This is a genomic window from Micromonospora sp. LHW51205, from assembly GCF_003315815.1.
Taxonomy (GTDB): Bacteria; Actinomycetota; Actinomycetes; order Mycobacteriales; family Micromonosporaceae; genus Micromonospora; species Micromonospora chalcea.
In genome coordinates this window covers 313720-332213 of the sequence record NZ_QMEZ01000004.1, presented here as the reverse complement: position 1 = coordinate 332213, position 18494 = coordinate 313720, and the positions used below count along the sequence as shown (strand labels likewise).

At 72.3% G+C, this 18494-nt stretch carries 11 protein-coding genes, 3 pseudogenes and 1 riboswitch; of the genes and pseudogenes, 9 read left to right on the top strand and 5 right to left on the bottom strand.

Translation table 11 applies throughout. From position 1 onward, the window contains the following. Nucleotides 1-48: 48 nt before the first annotated feature. From DQE82_RS17480 to DQE82_RS31460, 4 genes and pseudogenes are all read left to right on the top strand, one after another. Nucleotides 49-2163, top strand: a complete 2115-nt coding sequence (locus tag DQE82_RS17480) for a type IIA DNA topoisomerase subunit B (RefSeq protein ID WP_199496020.1) — start codon at nucleotides 49-51, stop codon at nucleotides 2161-2163. Between the two features lie 32 nt (nucleotides 2164-2195). After that, nucleotides 2196-2822: pseudogene (locus DQE82_RS31470) on the top strand (DNA gyrase subunit A); the annotation flags it as partial. 27 nt (nucleotides 2823-2849) lie between these two features. After that, nucleotides 2850-3497: pseudogene (locus DQE82_RS31465) on the top strand (LAGLIDADG family homing endonuclease); the annotation flags it as partial. 393 nt (nucleotides 3498-3890) lie between these two features. Beyond that, nucleotides 3891-5972, top strand: a pseudogene (locus tag DQE82_RS31460) (DNA gyrase subunit A); the annotation flags it as partial. 632 nt (nucleotides 5973-6604) lie between these two features. On the opposite strand, the gene DQE82_RS17470 reads toward DQE82_RS31460, so the two are convergent. The 3 genes from DQE82_RS17470 to DQE82_RS17460 form a co-directional block, all read right to left on the bottom strand. After that, nucleotides 6605-7942, bottom strand: coding sequence for a uracil-xanthine permease family protein (locus DQE82_RS17470; protein ID WP_113973222.1), 1338 nt, complete (start codon nucleotides 7940-7942; stop codon nucleotides 6605-6607). 95 nt (nucleotides 7943-8037) lie between these two features. After that, a complete protein-coding gene (locus DQE82_RS17465) occupies nucleotides 8038-8649 on the bottom strand; it encodes an alpha-ketoglutarate-dependent dioxygenase AlkB (RefSeq protein ID WP_064447542.1) in 612 nt (203 codons plus the stop codon). Nucleotides 8650-8715: 66 nt separating this feature from the next. Further along, nucleotides 8716-10041 carry a polysaccharide pyruvyl transferase family protein gene (locus tag DQE82_RS17460; RefSeq protein ID WP_113973221.1) on the bottom strand — a complete coding sequence of 442 codons (1326 nt, stop codon included), beginning with the start codon at nucleotides 10039-10041 and terminating at the stop codon, nucleotides 8716-8718. Nucleotides 10042-10189: 148 nt separating this feature from the next. Between DQE82_RS17460 and DQE82_RS17455 the strand changes: the two genes are divergently transcribed. From DQE82_RS17455 to DQE82_RS17435, 5 genes are all read left to right on the top strand, one after another. Further along, nucleotides 10190-11398, top strand: coding sequence for an acyltransferase (locus DQE82_RS17455; protein ID WP_113973220.1), 1209 nt, complete (start codon nucleotides 10190-10192; stop codon nucleotides 11396-11398). An 80-nt stretch (nucleotides 11399-11478) separates the two neighbouring features. Continuing rightward, nucleotides 11479-11811 carry a hypothetical protein gene (locus tag DQE82_RS17450; RefSeq protein WP_113973219.1) on the top strand — a complete coding sequence of 111 codons (333 nt, stop codon included), beginning with the start codon at nucleotides 11479-11481 and terminating at the stop codon, nucleotides 11809-11811. 139 nt (nucleotides 11812-11950) lie between these two features. Further along, nucleotides 11951-12715, top strand: a complete 765-nt coding sequence (locus DQE82_RS17445; protein ID WP_113973218.1) for a hypothetical protein — start codon at nucleotides 11951-11953, stop codon at nucleotides 12713-12715. A 300-nt stretch (nucleotides 12716-13015) separates the two neighbouring features. Further along, nucleotides 13016-13156: riboswitch (cyclic di-AMP (ydaO/yuaA leader) on the top strand. Between the two features lie 206 nt (nucleotides 13157-13362). Then, nucleotides 13363-14196 (top strand): C39 family peptidase, encoded by an 834-nt coding sequence (locus DQE82_RS17440; RefSeq protein ID WP_064447544.1) that lies wholly within the window; start codon nucleotides 13363-13365, stop codon nucleotides 14194-14196. 245 nt (nucleotides 14197-14441) lie between these two features. After that, entirely contained in the window at nucleotides 14442-15188 is a 747-nt protein-coding gene (locus DQE82_RS17435) for an alpha/beta fold hydrolase (RefSeq protein ID WP_069089958.1), read from the top strand. A gap of 8 nt (nucleotides 15189-15196) precedes the next feature. Here DQE82_RS17435 and DQE82_RS17430 read toward each other — a convergent pair whose 3' ends face one another. Both DQE82_RS17430 and DQE82_RS17425 read right to left on the bottom strand, forming a co-directional pair. Further along, nucleotides 15197-16873, bottom strand: a complete 1677-nt coding sequence (locus DQE82_RS17430; RefSeq protein WP_113973217.1) for a CDP-glycerol glycerophosphotransferase family protein — start codon at nucleotides 16871-16873, stop codon at nucleotides 15197-15199. Between the two features lie 19 nt (nucleotides 16874-16892). Continuing rightward, nucleotides 16893-18392: a bifunctional cytidylyltransferase/SDR family oxidoreductase gene (locus DQE82_RS17425; protein WP_113973216.1), complete on the bottom strand. Its 1500-nt coding sequence runs from the start codon at nucleotides 18390-18392 to the stop codon at nucleotides 16893-16895. Nucleotides 18393-18494: the final 102 nt, after the last annotated feature.

Genomic DNA, 18494 nt, shown 5'->3' with positions numbered 1-18494 from the left:
AGGGCATCCGGCTAGGCTCGCTCCGGCGCGCCGCGCCCGGCGATCATCGTGGGGGAGTCACACGGTGAACGGCACCACACCGCCGAGACCTGGGAGTACGACCAGTTGACCGCACAGCCTGAGACCCTCTACGGGGCCGACGACCTGACGCACCTGGAGGGCCTCGACGCCGTCCGCAAACGCCCCGGCATGTACATCGGCTCGACCGACAGCCGTGGCGTGGGTCACCTCGTCAACGAGATCCTCGACAACTCGACCGACGAGGGTGTCGCGGGTCACGCCACCACTGTCGACGTGATCCTGCACGCCGACGGCTCGGTCCAGGTCGACGACGACGGCCGCGGCATCCCCACCGACGTGCACGCCAAGTCCGGCATCTCCGGCGTCGAGCTGGTGCTCACCCGCCTGCACGCGGGCGGCAAGTTCGGTGGCTCCGGCTACAAGACCTCCGGCGGCCTGCACGGCGTCGGCGCCTCCGCGGTCAACGCCCTGTCCCGCCGCTTCGACGTCACCGTCCGGCGCGGCGGCAAGATCCACGCGATGTCGTTCCGCCACGGCGTGCCGGGCGTCTTCGACGGAGCCGGCCCCGACGCGCCGTTCACCCCCGGTCCCGGCCTGCAGATCGTCGGCGCGATGAAGCGCGGCCAGCGCACCGGCACCTCGATCCGCTGGTGGCACGACCCCCGCTACTTCGAGACCGGCGCCGCGCTCGACACCGAGGCGGTCCGGCTCAAGCTGCGCAACACCGCCTTCCTCGTCCCCGGCGTGGCCTACCGGCTGCGCGACGAGACCGGCGAGGAGCCGGTCGAGGAACGCTTCCACTTCCCCAACGGCCTGACCGACATGGTGGAATACCTCGCCCCGGCCGGCGACCGGCCGGTCTCCGGCACGCTGCTGGTCACCGGCGAGGGCACCTACCGGGAGAACGCCGCCGACGCCAACGGCGTCATGCAGTCCAACGTGCAGCGCCGCGCCGAGGTCGAGGTGGCGTTCCGCTGGGGCACCGGCTACGAGCGCACCGTCGAGTGCTTCACCAACACCATCCGCAACGCCCACGGCGGCACCCACCGCAAGGGCTTCGAGCGGGCGCTGGCGCGTACCCTCGCCGACGCCGCCCGCAACGCCCGCGGCCTGCTCAAGCCCAAGGAGGACGCGCCCACCCTGGACGACGTCCTGGAGGGCATGACCGCCGTGGTGCACGTGCGCATCCCGGAGCCGCAGTTCACCTCGCAGACCAAGGACGAACTGTCCACCGCCGGCATCACCAAGGTGCTCCAGGGCCTGATCGAGGCGCACCTCAAGAGCTGGCTGGACGACCGGCGCACCAAGGCCGAGGCCCGGACGGTGCTCCAGAAGATCGTCGACGCGGCCCGGGTACGGCTCACCCAGAAGCAGCAGAAGGACGCCGCCCGCCGCAAGACCGCGCTGGAGGGCGCGGCCATGCCGGCCAAGCTCGTCGACTGCCGGGCCGCGGGCATCGAGAGAAGCGAACTGTTCATCGTGGAGGGGGACAGCGCCCTCGGGACAGGGCGCCTCGCGCGGTCCTCCGAATACCAGGCGCTGCTGCCGATCCGCGGCAAGATCCTCAACGTGCAGAAGGCCAACCTCCAGCAGGTGCTGGACAACGCCGAGTGCGCCGCGATCGTGCAGGTGCTCGGCGCCGGCTCCGGCCGCACGTTCGACCTGTCCTCCCTACGCTACGGCCGGGTCCTCATCATGGCCGACGCGGACGTCGACGGCGCGCACATCCGTACCCTGCTGATCACGCTGTTCGCCCGCTACATGCGGCCGCTGATCGAGGCCGGGCGGCTCTACGCGGCGATGCCGCCCCTGCACAAGATCACCACGAAGGGGCGCAACCCGCAGACCGTCTACACCTACACCCAGGCGGAGATGGAGGCGACGGTCCGCAAGCTGGAGAAGGCCGGCAAGCAGATCGTCACGCCGATCCCGCGCTTCAAGGGCCTCGGTGAGATGGACGCCGACGAGCTGTGGGAGACCACCATGAACCCGGCCACCCGGGCGGTCCGCCGCATCACGCTCGACGACGTCGACGCCGCCGAGCGGATCCTCGAACTGCTCATGGGGGAGAAGGTCGAGCCCCGCCGCAACTGGCTGATCGACTCCGCCGACCGGGTCGACCGCGACGCCATCGACGCCTGACCAACGGGTTCGTCTCGGAAGGAAACCGCACCATGGCACGCCGCAAGGACGACCGCGCGAAGGCGGATCTGGCCGCCTTCGACCAGGCCGGCGCTCGCGTCTTCGACAACCCGCTGGTCACCGAGGTCTCGGACTCCTACCTGGAGTACGCGTTCTCGGTCATCCACTCCCGCGCGCTGCCCGACGCGCGCGACGGGCTCAAGCCGGTGCACCGGCGGATCCTGTGGTCGATGTACGAGCAGGGACACCGGCCGGACCGCGGCCACGTCAAGAGTGCCCGAATTGTCGGGGATGTGATGGGAAAGTACCATCCGCACGGCGACACCGCGATCTACGACGCGATGGTGCGGCTGGCACAGGACTTCTCGCTCAACGTCCCGCTCATCGACGGGCACGGCAACTTCGGCAGCCCGGACGACGGCCCGGCAGCGGCGCGCTACTGCGTCGTGGGTGACACCCGGATCCGCCTGGCCGATGGCAGCAGCCCACGGATCGGTGATGTGGTCGACCTGCCGCCGAACAGCGAGGCGGAGGCCGATTTCGAAGTCCTCGACAAGGACGGCAAAGCGGTTCGCGTCAACAAGGTCTTCAACTCGGGCGTCCACCCGACGCTCCGGATCACGACTGAGACCGGATTCTCCCTCCGTGGTAGTGAGAATCATCTGGTTCTCTGCCTCGAAGCTCCGATGGGTGTCCCTGTCTTCCAGTGGCGTCGGCTCGACGAGGTGACGCCGGGCTCGGTGGTCTGTATCGCGCGGAACGCATGGAACCAGGTCGTCCCCGCCGCTCGCGAATACATGCTCGGCGTGCTCGGTGGCGCCTGGGTCTCTGAAGGCTTCGCGAGCGAGTCGCGGGCAGGATTCAGCAATACCGATGAGCATTTCTTCGGCGAGGTCCTGCATGCCTACGACCAGGTCGTGGGTGGACGACGCTACGTCAGCGACCGGCACACGCGCCGAGACCGTCGCCGCATACACGAACTTGACGTCCAGGACGTCGCCGGCGGGATGGAATCCTTCCGGGCGAGCCCACTCGCCGAGCTGATCGGTCACCAGGCGAGGGACAAGTTCGTGCCGGAGTTCGTCTGGGCAGGGGGGTGGGGCATCAAGCGGGCCTTCCTGATGGCCCTCTTCGAAGGCGACGGCGGAGTCCGCGTCGCCAACAGCAGCTTCACCATCCAGTACACCAGCTACAGCGAGCGTCTGACTCGGGAGGTCCAGGAACTGCTCGCGGAGTTCGGCGTGATCGCCTGTCGACGCCACTACACCCGGCCCAGTGGCTCGGTGGAGCACCGCCTGGTGGTTTCCGGGACGCGAAACATCAGGGCTTTCGCAACTCGTGTCGGCTTCCTCCGTACCAAGCAGGCGGTGCTGGCCAAGATGCTGCGGCATGCGCCGCTGCGCCCGCATCGGCTTAGTCAGGACCACGTCCCCTTTGTGGCCGACTACGTGCGCAGCAGCATCGACTTCGATCGTCGGGGCAGCGGACGCAAGTGGCTCACCAGCCACAACTTCGATCGTGTCGAGCGGTGGGAAACCGAACGACTCCGCATCATCGACCGCATCAAGGACACCGAGATCCTTGCCACGATCCTGCCCGTGATGGATGCGGGCTATCGGTACGAGAAGGTCGTCGCGGTCTCGCCCGACGAGCCGGCGGAGGTCTATTCCGTTCGAGTGGAATCCGCCGACCACTCCTTCCTGGCCGGTGGCTTCGTCAACCACAACACCGAGGCCCGGATGTCCCGGGAGGCGATGCTGCTCACCGGCGAGCTGGGTGAGGACACCGTCGACGTCGAGCCGAACTACGACGGCTCGCTGACCCAGCCCACGGTGCTGCCGGCGGCGTTCCCGAACCTGCTCGTCAACGGCGCATCCGGCATCGCGGTCGGCATGGCCACCAACATGATCCCGCACAACCTCGGCGAGGTCGTCCAGGCCGCCCGCTGGCTGATCAACCACCCGGACGCCACGCTCGACAAGCTCATGGAGTTCGTGCCCGGCCCCGACCTGCCCACCGGCGGGCTGCTGCTCGGCCTGGACGAGGTGCGCCGCGCGTACGAGACCGGGCGCGGCGTGGTGCGCATGCGCGGGCGGGTGGAGATCGGCCCGCTGGAGGGCAGCCGCGGCCGGCAGGCCATCACCGTCACCGAGCTGCCGTACGGCGTCGGTGCCGAGAAGGTCATAGCGGCCATCACCAACGAGGTGAACAAGACCAAGCGGCTGACCGGCATCGCCGACGTCAAGGACCTCACCGACCGGGAGAACGGCACCCGCCTGGTGGTGGAGTGCAAGGTCGGCGTGAACCCGCAGGCGCTGCTGGCCGACCTCTACCGGCTCACCCCGCTGGAGCAGTCCTTCGGCGTGAACAACCTGGTGCTCGTGGACGGGCAGCCGCGCACCCTCGGGCTCAAGGAACTGCTCGACGTGTTCCTGGCGCACCGCTACGAGGTGGTGACCCGGCGCAGCGCGTACCGCAAGCGCAAGCGGGAAGAGCGCCTGCACCTGGTCGACGGCCTGCTGATCGCCCTGCTCGACATCGACCGGGTGGTCAAGCTGATCCGCGCCAGCGAGGACGCCCAGGCCGCCAAGGACGGCCTGATGCAGAAGTTCAAGCTCTCCGAGATCCAGGCGAGCTACATCCTGGACACTCCGCTGCGCCGCCTGACCAAGTACGACCGGCTGGAGCTGGAGGCCGAGCAGGAGAAGCTGCGCGGCGAGATCGCGGAGCTGTCGAAGATCCTGGACGATGACAAGGTGCTTCGGAAGGTGGTCTCCGACGAGCTGGCCGCGGTGGTCAAGCAGTTCGGTGCGCCGCGGCGCACCACGCTCGTCGACGGCGACCTCAAGGAGGTGCTGGCCGCCTCGGTGCCGGCCGGCCCGCTGGAGGTGGCCGACGACCCGTGCCAGGTGATCCTCTCCGCCACCGGGCTGGTGGCGCGGACCGCGGCCGAGTCGGAGGAGGCCGCCGAGGCGCGCCGGCGCAGCGGCCGGGTCAAGCACGACGCGGTACGCGCGATCGTGCACTCCACCGCGCGGGGCCGGGTGCTGCTGGTGACCAGCGCCGGGCGCGCCTTCAAGATCGACGTGTTGCCGTTGCCGGTGCTGCCGGAGCAGTCCGGCACGGTGTCGCTGCGCGGCGGCATGTCGGCTGCGGAACTGGTGCCGCTGGAGCCGGGCGAGACGGTCGTCGGGCTGGCCCCGCTGGGGTCGTCCGCGCAGGGCTCACCCGGGCTGGCGCTCGGCACCCGGGCCGGCGTGGTCAAGGTGTGCGCGCCGGACTGGCCGGTCCGCTCCGACGAGTTCGAGGTGATCTCGTTGCGGGACGGCGACGAGGTGATCGGCGCGACCTGGCTGACCGACGGCGCCGAGACACTGGCGTTCGTCTCCTCGGAGGCGTCGCTGCTGCGCTTCGCCGCCTCGGTGGTACGCCCGCAGGGGCTCAAGGGTGGCGGCATGGCCGGCATCAACCTGCCCGCCGGGGCGCGGGCGGTGTTCTTCGGCGCGATCCGCACCGACGACACGGCGCACGGTGAGCCGATGGTGGTCACGTCGACCGGCGCCACGGTGAAGGTGACGCCGTTCAAGGCGTACCCGGCGAAGGGCAGGGCGACCGGCGGCGTGCGCGCGCAGCGGTTCCTCAAGGGCGAGGTGGAGCTGTCGGTGGCCTGGATCGGCCCGCGGCCGGTGGGCGCGACCGCCACCGGCGACCCGGTGGAGCTGCCACCTGCCGACCCGCGCCGGGACGGCTCCGGTTTCGCCGTGATGCTGGGCCCGACGGTGGTGGGTCACCACATCGACCGCGACTGACGAGCCGGCTGGGGGAGGGCGGCGGGAGACCGCCCCCTCCCGCCCCGACGCGTTGATCAAGGAGTTTGCGGACTCTTCGCGTCCTCTGCAGTCCCTAAACTCCTTGATCACCGAGGTGAGCGCGTCAGCGGACCGGGCACCCGGAGCTGCTGACGGGATCCGTGCGCTCGTGTGCCCGGCTGCACCCCCATCGCGCGTTGATCAAGGAGTTGGCGGCCTTTTTGCGCTCTCTGCAGGCCCTAAATTCCTTGATCAACGCGCCCGGGCACTCCGGGGGCAGGGCTGCCCTAGGGTAATGGGGCACATTCCGGGTGTTTTTGGCGGAAGACCTCGGCCCTGCACGGTCGATCATGAGGTTGGCGGCGACAAAACGGACACCGAGCGCCGCTAACCTCATGATCGACGTGGTTGAGGGCTGGCTGGCCCTGGCTGCGAGGGCGTCGGGCCGCTGGGGCACCCGCGCGATCTTGCACTTCGGGCCCTCTGGGTGTCCCGCTCGCGTGGGCCGGCCCCAATCGCGCGCCAAATGGTCCGTTGATCATGAAGTTGGCGGGTGTGAGTCGGACAATTTGCGCCGCTAACTTCATGATCAACGAGGCCGGGCCGGGCGGAAGGGGAGGAGAGGGGAGGGGTCAGAGTTCGGAGTCGGGGGACTGGCGGGACTCGGGCGTGGTGCCGCGCAGCCGCGCGATCAGGCGCATCCCGTGGTAGATGATCAGGGCGGCCGCCGTGCCCAGCGCGATGCCGTTGAACGACAGGTCACCGGCGGTCAGCGTGTAGTTGGCGGCGCCGATGATCACCGCCACCGCCGCGGTGAACAGGTTGATCGGGTCGTGGAAGTCGACCCGGCTCTCGATCCAGATCCGGGCGCCCAGGATGGCGATCAGGCCGTACAGCGCGGTGGTGGCGCCGCCGAGCACGCCGGCCGGGACGGTGAGGATCAGCGCGCCGAACTTCGGGCACAGGCCGAGCAGGATCGCCGTGCCGCCGGCGATCCAGTACGCGGCGGTGGAGTAGACGCGGGTCGCCGCCATCACGCCGATGTTCTCCGCGTACGTGGTGGTGCCGGAACCGCCCCCGGAGCCGGCCAGCACCGTGGCGACGCCGTCACCGAGCAGCGCCCGGCCCATGTCGCGGTCGAGGTTGCGGCCGGTCATCGCGGCGACCGCCTTGACGTGCCCGGCGTTCTCCGCGATCAGCACCAGGATCACCGGGATGACCAGCACGACGGCGCGCGCGTCGAAGCTCGGCGTGTGGAACTCGGGGAAGCCGACCCAGGCGGCCTGCCGCAGCCCGCGTACGGCCTGCTGGTCGAGGTTGCCGGTCAGTGCGGCGAGCACCCAGCCGACCACCACGCCGACGAGGATCGACAGCCGCGCCACGAAGCCGCGGAACAGCACAGTGGTGAGCAGGATCGCGACGAGCGTGACCACGGCGATCAGCGGCTGCGCCTTCACGCCGGTGCCGGCGCCGCCGCCGTCCCAGGCCACCGGCGCCAGGTTGAGGCCGATCAGCATGACGATCGCGCCGGTGACCACGGGCGGCATCAGCGCGTCGATCCAGCGGGAGCCGGCCACCTGCACCACCACGCCGACGAGCGCGAGCGCGACGCCCGCGACGACGATGCCGCCGAGGGCCGCGCTGATGCCGCCGTCGGTCTTCGCGGCGAGCACCGGCGCGATGAACGCGAACGACGAGCCGAGGTACGAGGGCAGCCGGTTGCCGGTGATCAGCAGGAACAGCAGCGTCCCGAGCCCGGAGAAGAGCAGCGTGGTGGCGGGCGGGAAGCCGGTGATCAGCGGGACGGTGAAGGTGGCGCCGAACATGGCGACCACGTGCTGCACGCCCACGCCGACGGTGCGCGGCCAGGAGAGCCGTTCGTCGGGCGCGACCACGTCGCCGGGGCGTACCTGGCGGCCGTCGCCGTGCAGCGTCCACGGGGACCGGCGGGAGGTGGGGGACTGGGTCATCGGTCGCCCTTCGCGTCATCGGGTGACGGGGGCGTGATCGACCCTGGGAGTTGTTTCTAGCACGTGCCCAGCACGGATGTGGGCCCGCCCCGGGCTCAGGCGACGCCGGTGGGACGGAACTGGACGCTGACGCGGGGGCCGACCGGGCGGGTGGTCTTCGGTACCGCGTGTTCCCAGGTGCGCTGGCAGGAGCCGCCCATCACCACGAGGTCGCCGTGGCCGAGCGGGAACCGCAGGCTGCCGCCGCCTCCGCCGCGAGGGCGGAGCAGCAGCGCGCGCGGGGAGCCGAACGAGACGATCGCCACCATGGTGTCGGTGTGCGCGGAGCGGCCCAGCGTGTCGCCGTGCCAGGCCACGCTGTCGCGCCCGTCGCGGTAGAGGCACATGCCGGCGGTGACGAACGGCTCGCCCAGCTCGGGCGCGTAGTGCCGGGTGAGCGCGTCGCGGGCCGCGGTGAGCACCGGGTGCGGCAGCGGCCGGCCGGCGGCGTACCAGCAGAGCAGCCGGGGCACGTCGACAGCGGTGTCGTACATGGTGCGGCGTTCGGCCCGCCAGGGCACGTCGTGGCGCAGCGTGTCGAGCACCGCGTCGGAGCCCCGGACCCAGCCGGGCAGGTGGTCGACCCAGGCGCCCCGGCTCAGCTCGTGGCGGCGCACCGCCCCGGCGAGCGGGCCCAGGGTCGGGCCCTGCTCGGCCAGGTCGAGCATCGAGGGCTGGTACGCGACGTCGGGCACGCCGCCGATCGTACCCTGTTTAGAACAGGCGTACGACGATCAGCGCCGCAGCATCCGGCGGACCTTGCCCGGGACGGCCTGCTTGATCCGCTCCCGGAGCTGCTGCGAGCGCAGCGCGTCGATGGTCCCGGTGAGCTTGGCGTTCTCGTCGCGCAGCCGCTCGATGCGGGTCAGCAGCTCGGCCGGCGGGGTGGCGGCAGCGGGCCGGACGGCCGGCGGGAACACCGTCTCGCGGACCCGCTGGTCGAAGCGGGCGGCGCTGTCGTCGTCGTCGAACGAGATGCCGAGGTCGTGCTTGCGCAGGAACGCGGTGATGGTCTCGAAGCGGGCCTTGTGGCCCTCGGTGAGCGCGGTGTAGTCGGCCTCGGCGTAGAGGTCGGCGGCGTCCACGTCGGCCGGCACGTCGCGCATGATCCGGTGCGGGATGCCGAAGTAGCGGGCCAGTTCCAGCGTGCGCGAGTCGTGCGCGAACAGGTAGCCGGGCGTGCCGGCGACGAGCGCGGTGATGGTGCCGTGGATGCGGGTGCCGAACGCGAAGTCGTACCCGGAGAGGTGGTCCATCCAGGTCCACGGGTCGACGAACATGCGCACCTTGTCCTCGACGAACAGCGGGTGCGAGGTGTGCAGCGGGATGTCGCTGCTCTGGCCGCGGTGCTCGGGCGCGTCGCCGTAGAGCAGGGTGCCGAGCGTCCGCAGGTCCTGGGGCACGTAGCACAGGTTCGGGTAGCGCTCGTGGTGGTGGCGGACCACCGAGGCCATCGAGCGGACGTACGGCGAGATGGTGAGCGCCACCTTCGACTCGGCGGTCAGCTCCGGCTGCTTCTTCGCCAGCTGGAACGTGTCGCCGTGCAGGAACATCGACGGGCAGCCGATCTGCTCCACATCGGAGAAGCCCAGCGTGTTCAGGTAGCTCGCGGTCACCTCGCCGCGTACGCCGATGCTGTGCGACCGGTCCAGCACTGCCTTGCAGAACGCGCGCACCGGCTCGTCGATCGGCCGCAGGTACTCGCGGTCGCCGTCGACGTTCGTCTGCACGCCGACACCGAGCACCACCACCGGGATCTTCAGCCGTTCGATCAGCCGGGTCAGCGGGGCGAGGCGGTGCACGAAGCTGCGACGGAAGGCGTTCGCCAGCGGTACGACGAATACGTCGTACCGCTCGTTGATCTCGTCGGCGAGGCGCGGGTCGGCCGGGGTGCGGGTCGCGGTGATCTCCGCCGTGGAGGTGGCCAGCAGCTTGTGCGCGGCGTGGCTGAAGACCAGGTTTCCGCTGTTGTCCCCGATCCAGTTGCCGGCGAACGTCTCCTCCGGCGTGAGGACGTCGAACGGGCCCTTGCGGGCGCGGAGCAGGATCCGCTGGTGCATCCGGTTCGCTCACCTTCCGTACGGCACGGCGTGCCGGCGGGCGTCGCCCGCGCGTGCAGGAACGGAAATCCTATCCGCCGTCCCTGGGTGACCCGGCGGCCGTCGGCTCGCCGGGAACGTCCCGGTACTCCGGGGTAGGGTGCCCGGAATGACCAGCGCGCCGACTGTCACCCGTGCCCCGCGCCTGCCGTCGCTGACCGGATTGCGGTGGATCGCCGCGCTGCTGGTCTTCGGTTTCCACGCCGGGACCATGGGGATCGTCGCCGAGCCGCACCTGAAGGCGGTGGTGGACAAGGCGTTCAGCCTCGGCCTGTCCGGCGTCGAGTTCTTCTTCATCCTCAGCGGGTTCGTCCTGGTCTGGTCGTACCGGGACGGGGAGCGGGCGTGGACGTTCCTGCGCCGACGGCTCGCCAAGATCTACCCGAACCACGTGGTGACGTTCGTGGCGGCGCTGGCGGTCGCGGCCTGGTTCGCCGACCCGGTCCTGCCGTGGGCGGCGATCGGCAACTTCTTCCTGGTCCAGGCGTGGATCCCGCTGAACGGCTACTTCTACAGCGTCAACAACGTGAGCTGGTCGCTCTCCTGCGAGCTGGCGTTCTACCTGTGCCTGCCGCTGGTGGTGCCGTGGCTGCGCCGGGCCCGTACCGGGGTGCTCCGGACCGTGCTGGTCGCGGCGCCGCTGCTCATCCTGGCGCTGTGGCCGGGCCAGCAGCTCGTGCCGGAGGAGCAGCGGTGGTGGTTCACCCAGATCTTCCCGGTGACCCGGTCGCTGGAGTTCTGGATGGGGGTGGCCGCCGCCGAGCTGATGCGCCGCCACCGTTGGCGCGGACCGAACCTCGCGGTCGCCACCGGCCTGTTCGTCACCACCTGGGTGGTCGCCGCGCTGTGGATCCCGGCCGAGTTCTGGGCGGCGCTGCTCGCCGTGGCGTACCTGCTGGTCATCGCCGCGGCGGCGGACGCCGACGTGCGCGGCCGGCCCACCCCCTGGCGGTCCCGGCCGATGATCTGGCTCGGTGAGGTCTCGTTCGCCTTCTACCTGGTGCACGTGCTGGTCATGGTCACCGTGCTGCGGCTGACCGGGGACTGGGGGACCGGCCTGCCCGGCTGGCGGGGGCCGCTGGCGGTGCTCGGCTTCCTGCTGCTCACGCTCGCGCTGGCCGCCGCGCTGCACCGCTGGGTGGAGGTGCCGATGATGCGCCTGCTCGGCCCGTCCCGCCGGGCCCGCGCGGCGTCGCGCGCACCGGCCGTGCCGGCTCCGCGCGGGCCCGCCGAGGGCGCGGCCGCCGACGGCGGCGCGCGGTCCGTCTCCGGTCCGGCCGAGGACATCGAGTACGCCGGGCGGCGTCGCCCGGACTGACACGCGCACACGACGGCCGGTCGGTCCGCGACACGCCGTGCGGCGGTGCGTCACTGGGGGTTCGGCGGTAATTTGTACCCGTGCTTCCGATCGCGCTCACCTGCCCCGTGTGGTGGGTGGCGTGCTGGACCGCCCGGATGCTCGCCAGTCTCGCCGTGGTCGTCGCCTGTTCGTTCGGCGCGGCCACGCTGCCGGCCGCCGCCGCCCCGGCCGCGCCAGCCGGCCCGGCGTACGTGAGCACGCCGGCCGCCCCGCGACCGGAATCCGACCGCGCCGCCGAGCGGCAGGCCCGTCCCGACGGCGCACCCGCGCCCGCCGCACGGGCCACCGACACGCTCCCGAACGGCCCGCAGCCGGTCCCGGCCGGCCGGATCACCGCGCCGGTCGGCCTGCGGGCCCCGCCCGCCCGCTGATCCGCCCACGGGCCGCGCCCGTCACCGCACCCACCGAACGTCATCCCGCACCCGCCCCTCGCCGGCCCGGCGCCCCCGCGCCGCGCCCCGACCGGCCGTGCGGATTCTCCCGCCAGGTTCTTCCCGTGAGGTGCCGACCATGTCGCAGACCGCTCTCTACCACTTCCTCACCGCGGTCCCCGAGGCCGCCGCCATCTGGTCCTTTCTGATGCTGCTCGCGTTCGGCCTGCTCGCCGCGCTGGTGGCCCGGCCCGAGCGCGACGGCGTCGCCGAGGTAGCCGCCGATCCGGTGGACCAGGACGCCGCGCGCCGCGACGACCTCGTCCGGTACGCCGAGGAGGTGGCGGTGGCCGCCGCCGGGGCCGCCCAGACGGCCCGTCGCCGCCGGGAACGGTGGCTGGCCGCGCAGGACGAGGCGGAACGCGCCTGGACCGCGTACGACGAGGCGGACAGCGCCGCCCGCCGGCTGGCCGGGGCCGCCCCGCTGGCCGCCCCGCGCACCCCGCGCACCCCGGCGGAGTACGCGGCCCGGGAGCGCTGGCTGCACCACGCCGCCATGACGGCGCACTGGCGCGGCGACCTGTCCGCCCGGCAACTCGCCGACGTGCTGGCGCGCCGCAACGGGTGGGACCCGCGCCGGCACCCGGCCGAGCAGGAGATCGTGCTGGCCCGGGCCGTACGGGACCGGCGCCGGACCGGCTGGGAGAGCGCCGCCGAGCGGGAGCGGCAGGCGTGGCGGGACGCCGAACTGGCCGCCGAGGCCGCCCGTACGCTCGCCGCCGAGGCGTACGCGGCCACCCTGGCGGTGCGGCCCGCCCCGGTGTCCCGCGGCGTGGCGACGATCCCCCTGCCGGTCGGCGCGTCCGTCCGCAACGCCCGCTGGCGTCCGGCCCGGGTCGGCTGAGGCGACCGAATTGTTACCCGGAATGTAGTGAGCCGGCTCACCCCCGGCGCCGAAACGGGCGTGGAGCGCAGAACAGGCCAATGAGCCGCGCCATTGCCGGTCAGGCGCTCGCCGTCTGTCCCCTTTTCGCCTCCCGGGCGCCGTCACCACCGCTTGTCCCATTGAGTGAAGTGAGTAACCGGCTGTTCCGAAATCCGTTACCGGGGATCATGTTTACGCAGGTGGGAGCGCTTGGCAGGGGCAGTACCCGCCGGTAGTGTCGGCGCGTCCGGTGCGGTAACCGATCGCAGAAGGCGACGCCGCGCCGACCCGCCTAATCGTGTCATCACGAACCGGGGAACCATGAGCACCATCGGGGTGAATCCGCGGCCACTGCCGCGGTAGGGCGTACTTCCCGCCCGAATCCGTCAGCTAACCCGGTCGGCGGCCACGGAAGGAGTCCCATCCTCGTGCCCACCCCTCGATCGTCCCCCCGCCTCCACGGCTCCGCGGTACCCGCGCTCGCCTGACGCGACCGGCAAACCGCCCCTGGGCGCCCGGCATCGCGGGCGTACCCGTTCCCCCGGCCCATCCGGCCTGCCAGCACGTGTGAACCCCTCCACGTGCCGGGCCGGCGTGTGCCGATCACGCCCCCCGTGGAGGATTTCGTGAAGCACCACCTGAAGCGTCAGCTGCGGCGGATCGCCACCGAACGCCCGTACCAGATCATCGCCGGATCGGCCGCGGCGCTCGTGCTGGCCGCCGGCGCCGGCACCGCCCTCGCCGCCGGTGAGGACGCCCCGGTCCAGCAGGAGAACACCGCCTCGGTCGCCGAACTCGGCGCACGGCTCGGCGAGCCCGCCAGCCGCAGCGAGGCGCGTATCGGCGTCCCGCCGGCGTCGCCGAGCGCCGAGCCCAGCAAGTCGCCCAGCGCCTCCCCGTCGGCGAAGAAGGCCGCGGCGGACCCGGACGTCACCAAGGCCGCGCCGAAGCCGCCGTCGAGCAAGACGCTGGACTACGACTACCAGGCGCAGATCAACTACTACTACTGCGGCCCGGCCGCCGTGCGCAACGCGCTCAGCGCCACCGGCATCGAGCGCAGCCAGGACGCCCTCGCCGGCCCGCTCGGCACCACCGAGATGGGCACCAACTCGGCCGAGGACACCACGCGCGTGCTCAACCAGCAGGTCAAGGGCAACCCGTACCGGACCCGGATGATTCCCGGCTCGGCCAGCCCGGCCCAGATGGACCGGCTCCAGGCCGACGTGGTCGAGGCGATCAGCAACGGCCGGGGGGTCGTCGCGAACGTCGCCGGCACCGCCACCGACACCAACGGCGGCTGGCACTCGTTCCCCGGCGGCCACTACGTCGCGGTGATCGGCTACAAGGACGACGGCCGGACCGTCCGGATCGCCGACTCGGCCGACCCGTCGCTGCCGTCGTACTGGCTCACCACGATCGACCTGGCGCACTGGATCGCCAGCCGCGGCTACTCCGCCTGACCGCCCCGCACCCTGCGAAGGCCGGCACCCCGTCCCGGGGCGCCGGCCTTCCCCGTCCCCGCCCGCCCCTCGCCCGCCGCCCTCTCGGCGCGCCGATCTTGGACTTGTGGCGCCTGGTATGCCCGGCTCGCCCCGCTATGGGAGGCACCACAACTCCAAGATCGGCGGCGAGGGCGAGGGCGGGCGGTTTGGGCGGGGCGGGTTCGGTCTCGCGTGTCCGGGGCGGGCGGTGGCAGACTGCGCCAATGGGCGATGCGACGGGGAACCGGCACCTGATTCTCCTGCACGGCATGGGCGCCACCGGCGAAGTGTGGCTGCCCTGGGCGCCGCTGCTGGAGCGCCGCTGGCCCGGGCGCTGGCTCGCCCCCGACCTGGCCGGCCACGGCTGGTCGCCGCCGCTCGACGGCTACTCGTTCGACGCCCTGGCCCAGCGCGTCGCAGACGGGCTCGGTCCGCTCCGGCTGGGCCCGCACGACCGGCTGGTGCTGCTCGGACACTCGCTCGGCGGGGTGGTGGCGCTGGCGCTCGCGGCCCGGCAGCGGGCTCTTCCGGTCGACGCGGTGGTGGGGCTCGGCATCAAGGCGGTCTGGTCCCCGGCCGAGCTGGCGAAGGCGAGCGAGCTGGCCGCCCGGCCGGTCACCTGGTTCGCCACCCGGGACGAGGCGGCCCGCCGCTACCTGCGCGTCTCGGGGCTGGCCGGGCTGTTCGCCCCGGACCACCCGGTGGTGGAGGCGGGGCTGCGGCGGGTCGACGGCCGCTGGCGGCTGGCGATGGACCCGGCCGCGTTCGCGGTCGGCGAGCCTCGGCTGCCCGCCCAGCTGGCCGCGACCGGCGTGCCGGTGCTGCTGGCCCGCGGCGAGCAGGACCCGATGGTGAGCGACGCGCAGCTCAAGGAGCTGGGCGTGCCGGTGGCCACCCTGCCCGGCCTGGGCCACAACGCGCACGTCGAGGACCCGGCCGCCGTGCTCGCCCTGCTCGACGCGTACCTGTAGAGCGGGGCCTACACGACGGCGCGCTGCGCCGGGACCGCCCAGTCGGCCTCCAGCTCGCGGCGGGCGGCGGCGAGGAACGCCTCGGCGTAGGCGTCGGCGGGGAAGTCGCCCAGGTAGCGGGTGCGCGCCGCCCAGCGCTGCGCGGCCTTCGGGTCGGCGTCGAGCAGGTCGGTGATCACCTGGTCCACGTTGGACATGTCGCGTCGCAGCACGTAGCCGGACGCCGCGAGCGGGAACCGCTCGACGAAGTGTTCGCCGTCGGCGCCGGTGTCGGTGACCGCGTACGGCTTGCCGGAGTAGAGCCAGTCGGAGATGACGCCGGAGACGTCGGAGACCAGCGCGTCGGCGCGGTTGACGCACTCGGTGAGCGTCAGCTCGCGGGCCGCGGCGGCGCCGAACAGGTGCGGGCGGCCGGTCTTGGCCCGGTCGGCGGCGAGCAGCTCGGTGAGCCGGGCGAGCTGGCGGGCCGAGGCCGGGTTCTTGTCGGTGTACGGGTGGGCGCGCAGGATCACCGCCGCCCCGCGGTCGATCAGCCGGCGGATCAGCGTCTCGGCCACCGGCAGCGAGCAGTAGTTGGCGTCGGCGTGGTGCCCGGTCCAGGTCGGGGTGTAGAGGACCGTCGGGTGCGCCGAGGCGGCGGCCGGCTCCCGGCGTACCTCGATGGCCTCGACCTGGGGCCGGCCGACCACGACGAACTTGTCGGCGGGGATCTCCACGCCGGCGCGGGCGTACCTGTCGATCGCGGCCTGCCCGGCCACGAAGATCTTGTCGAAGATGGCCGAGACCGGGTTGGCGCTCGGGGCCTTGTCGCTGTCGCCGTGGTGCAGCTGCACGTGGGTGAGCTGGTTGAACCGGATCAGGTGGGCGTTCTTCGCGCCGTGGTTGACGTAGAAGGCGACGCGCAGGCTGGGCACCAGCGCCTCGTCGAGCGCCTTCAGGGTGGGGCAGAGGACCACCGGGGCGCGGGTGGCGGCGGCGACGGCCGGCAGGAGCTCCGGCTCGCGCAGCACCACCATGAACGGGCGGCCGATCCGTTCCAGGTACGGCAGCCACATGGTGACCTGGTACTCGGAGCCGGGCGGCGCGGAGAAGTGCAGCACGAACTCGGGCTGGTGGCGGCGCAGCGCGCGGCCGACCGGGCCCCCGCCGGCGGGCGGCCGGAACCGGCGCCGGGCGAGGTCGAGCGCGACCGCCCCGCAGCCGGCGCCGACGAGCAGCGCGGCGGCGAGCGCCGTGAAGGCGGGCAGCGCCAGCGCGGCGGCGAGCGCCACCACGGCGAGCAGCACCAGCAGCGCGTCACCGAGCCGGGCGGCGACCAGCGGCGTCCACGTGCGTACCGGAAGGTTCGCCGCCCGGATCTCCAGCGCGCCGGCCTGCCGCAGCGGGCCGACCAGCAGCACCAGGCCGAGCAGGACGAGCGCGGTGGCGGCGAGGGCCGGGTCGAAGCCGTCGTCGAGGCGCCGGGCGTAGCCGACGAGGATGCCGGCGGCGACGAGCACCGTCTCGGCCAGGCCGTCGGCGGACGGCCGGACCCGGCGTTCCCAGGCGGTGGCGGCGAGCGCCGCGACGGCCAGGGCCAGGCCCCAGCCGGTGGCGCCGGTGAGCGCCACGACCAGGAAGGCCAGCACCGCCAGCCCGGTGGTCAGTACTCGGGCGAGCAACTTGCGGACCAGGTCACCACGCATCTGGCACGTCCCGTCGGTCTCAGGCGCCGGTGGACAGCTCGGACCGGTCGGCGCCGGGCTGCGCCGGTACGGCGGCGACCTGCTCGCCGGGGGACCGGCGCACGTCGACCACCTGGCCGGTCAGTTCGGAGATCAGCACGTCCAGGGACGCCTGCGCGACCGCCTCGGAGGAGAGCAGCGTGTGCTCCGGCTCCTCGCCGAACGCCCGCGTCCGCATCGGGGTGGCGGTGCGCTCCGGGTTGACGCAGTTGACCCGTACGCCGAACTCGGCCCACTCGTCGGCGAGCGCCTGGGTGAGGTTGACCAGCGCGGCCTTGGTGGCCGAGTAGAGCGCGTAGCGGGCCCGGCCCCGGGTGTACGAGCTGGACGTGTAGAGCAGCAGCTGGCCCTTGGTCTGCTGCAGGTACGGCAGCGACTGGCGCGCGATGGTGACCGGGCCGACGAAGTTGACGTGCAGGAGACGGTCCATCGTCTCGGAGTCCATCTCGGCGAGCGCGCCCTTCTCCAGGATGCCGGCGGTGACCACCACGTGGTCGATCCGGCCGGTGGCCTCGAACGCGGTCTTCAGCGCGGCGGTGACGTCCTCGGCGCGCTCGACGTGGGTGCCGGTGGTGGAGCGGCTGAACGGGAAGACCTGCGCGCCGTAGCCGCGGGCCAGCTCGGCGAGGTCGTGGCCGATGCCGTAGCTGCCGCCGAAGACCACGATGGTCCGGCCGGTCAGCTCCTCGGCGTAGCCGCGGTGGGTCAGCCGGGGCGCCTGGGCGGCGGCGAGCTGGAACAGCTTGTCGGCCAGGTGCACGTCGACCGGGTGGGTGACCTTGATGTTCTCGTCCGAGCCGTCGATCACCTTGATCGGCGTGCCGGGCAGGTAGCGCAGCACCACGCCGCAGTCGTCGGTGGCGGCGAAGTCGGGGTCGCCCTCGGCACGGCGGTACGCCTCGCGGATGGTGCCGGAGCGGAACGCCTGCGGGGTCTGGCCGCGGCGCAGCCGGGAGCGGACCGGGATGTCGGTGATGCAGTCGTCCGCGTCGACCTGGATGATCGTGTCGGCGGACGGGATGGCCACGTCGACGGCCGAGTACGTCCAGAGCGCGTTCACGCACTCGCGCACGATCCGGGCGCTGACCAGCGGGCGTACCGCGTCGTGGAAGAGGATGTTGACGTCGCCGTCGCCGACCGCGTCGAGCGCGATCCGGGTGGTGTCGTTGCGGGTCTCGCCGCCCTCGATCACCTTGGTGACCTTGCGGAAGCCGGCGTCGGCGACGATGCGCCGCGCGTCGTCGACGTGACCGGTGGCCATCAGCACGATGATCTCGTCGATCTCCGGCGCGGCCTCGAAGACGGCCAGGGTGTGCTCGATGATCGGCTTACCGGCGATCTTGAGGAGCTGCTTCGGGATGCCCAGCCCGAGGCGCGTGCCGGTCCCCCCGGCGAGGATCACGGCCACCGTACGCGCGGGTCGCCAGGGTGCCGGGCTCGCCGGCGCGGCGTCCGGTGCGGTGGTGTGGTCCTGCGTCATTGCCGTACCTCACTCTGGGTGAAAGGGGATGGATCCGAAAACCTTAACGCGGACGGCGGAGCGCACCGATCCGGGCGATCCCGGGACCGGTGCGCTCCGGCG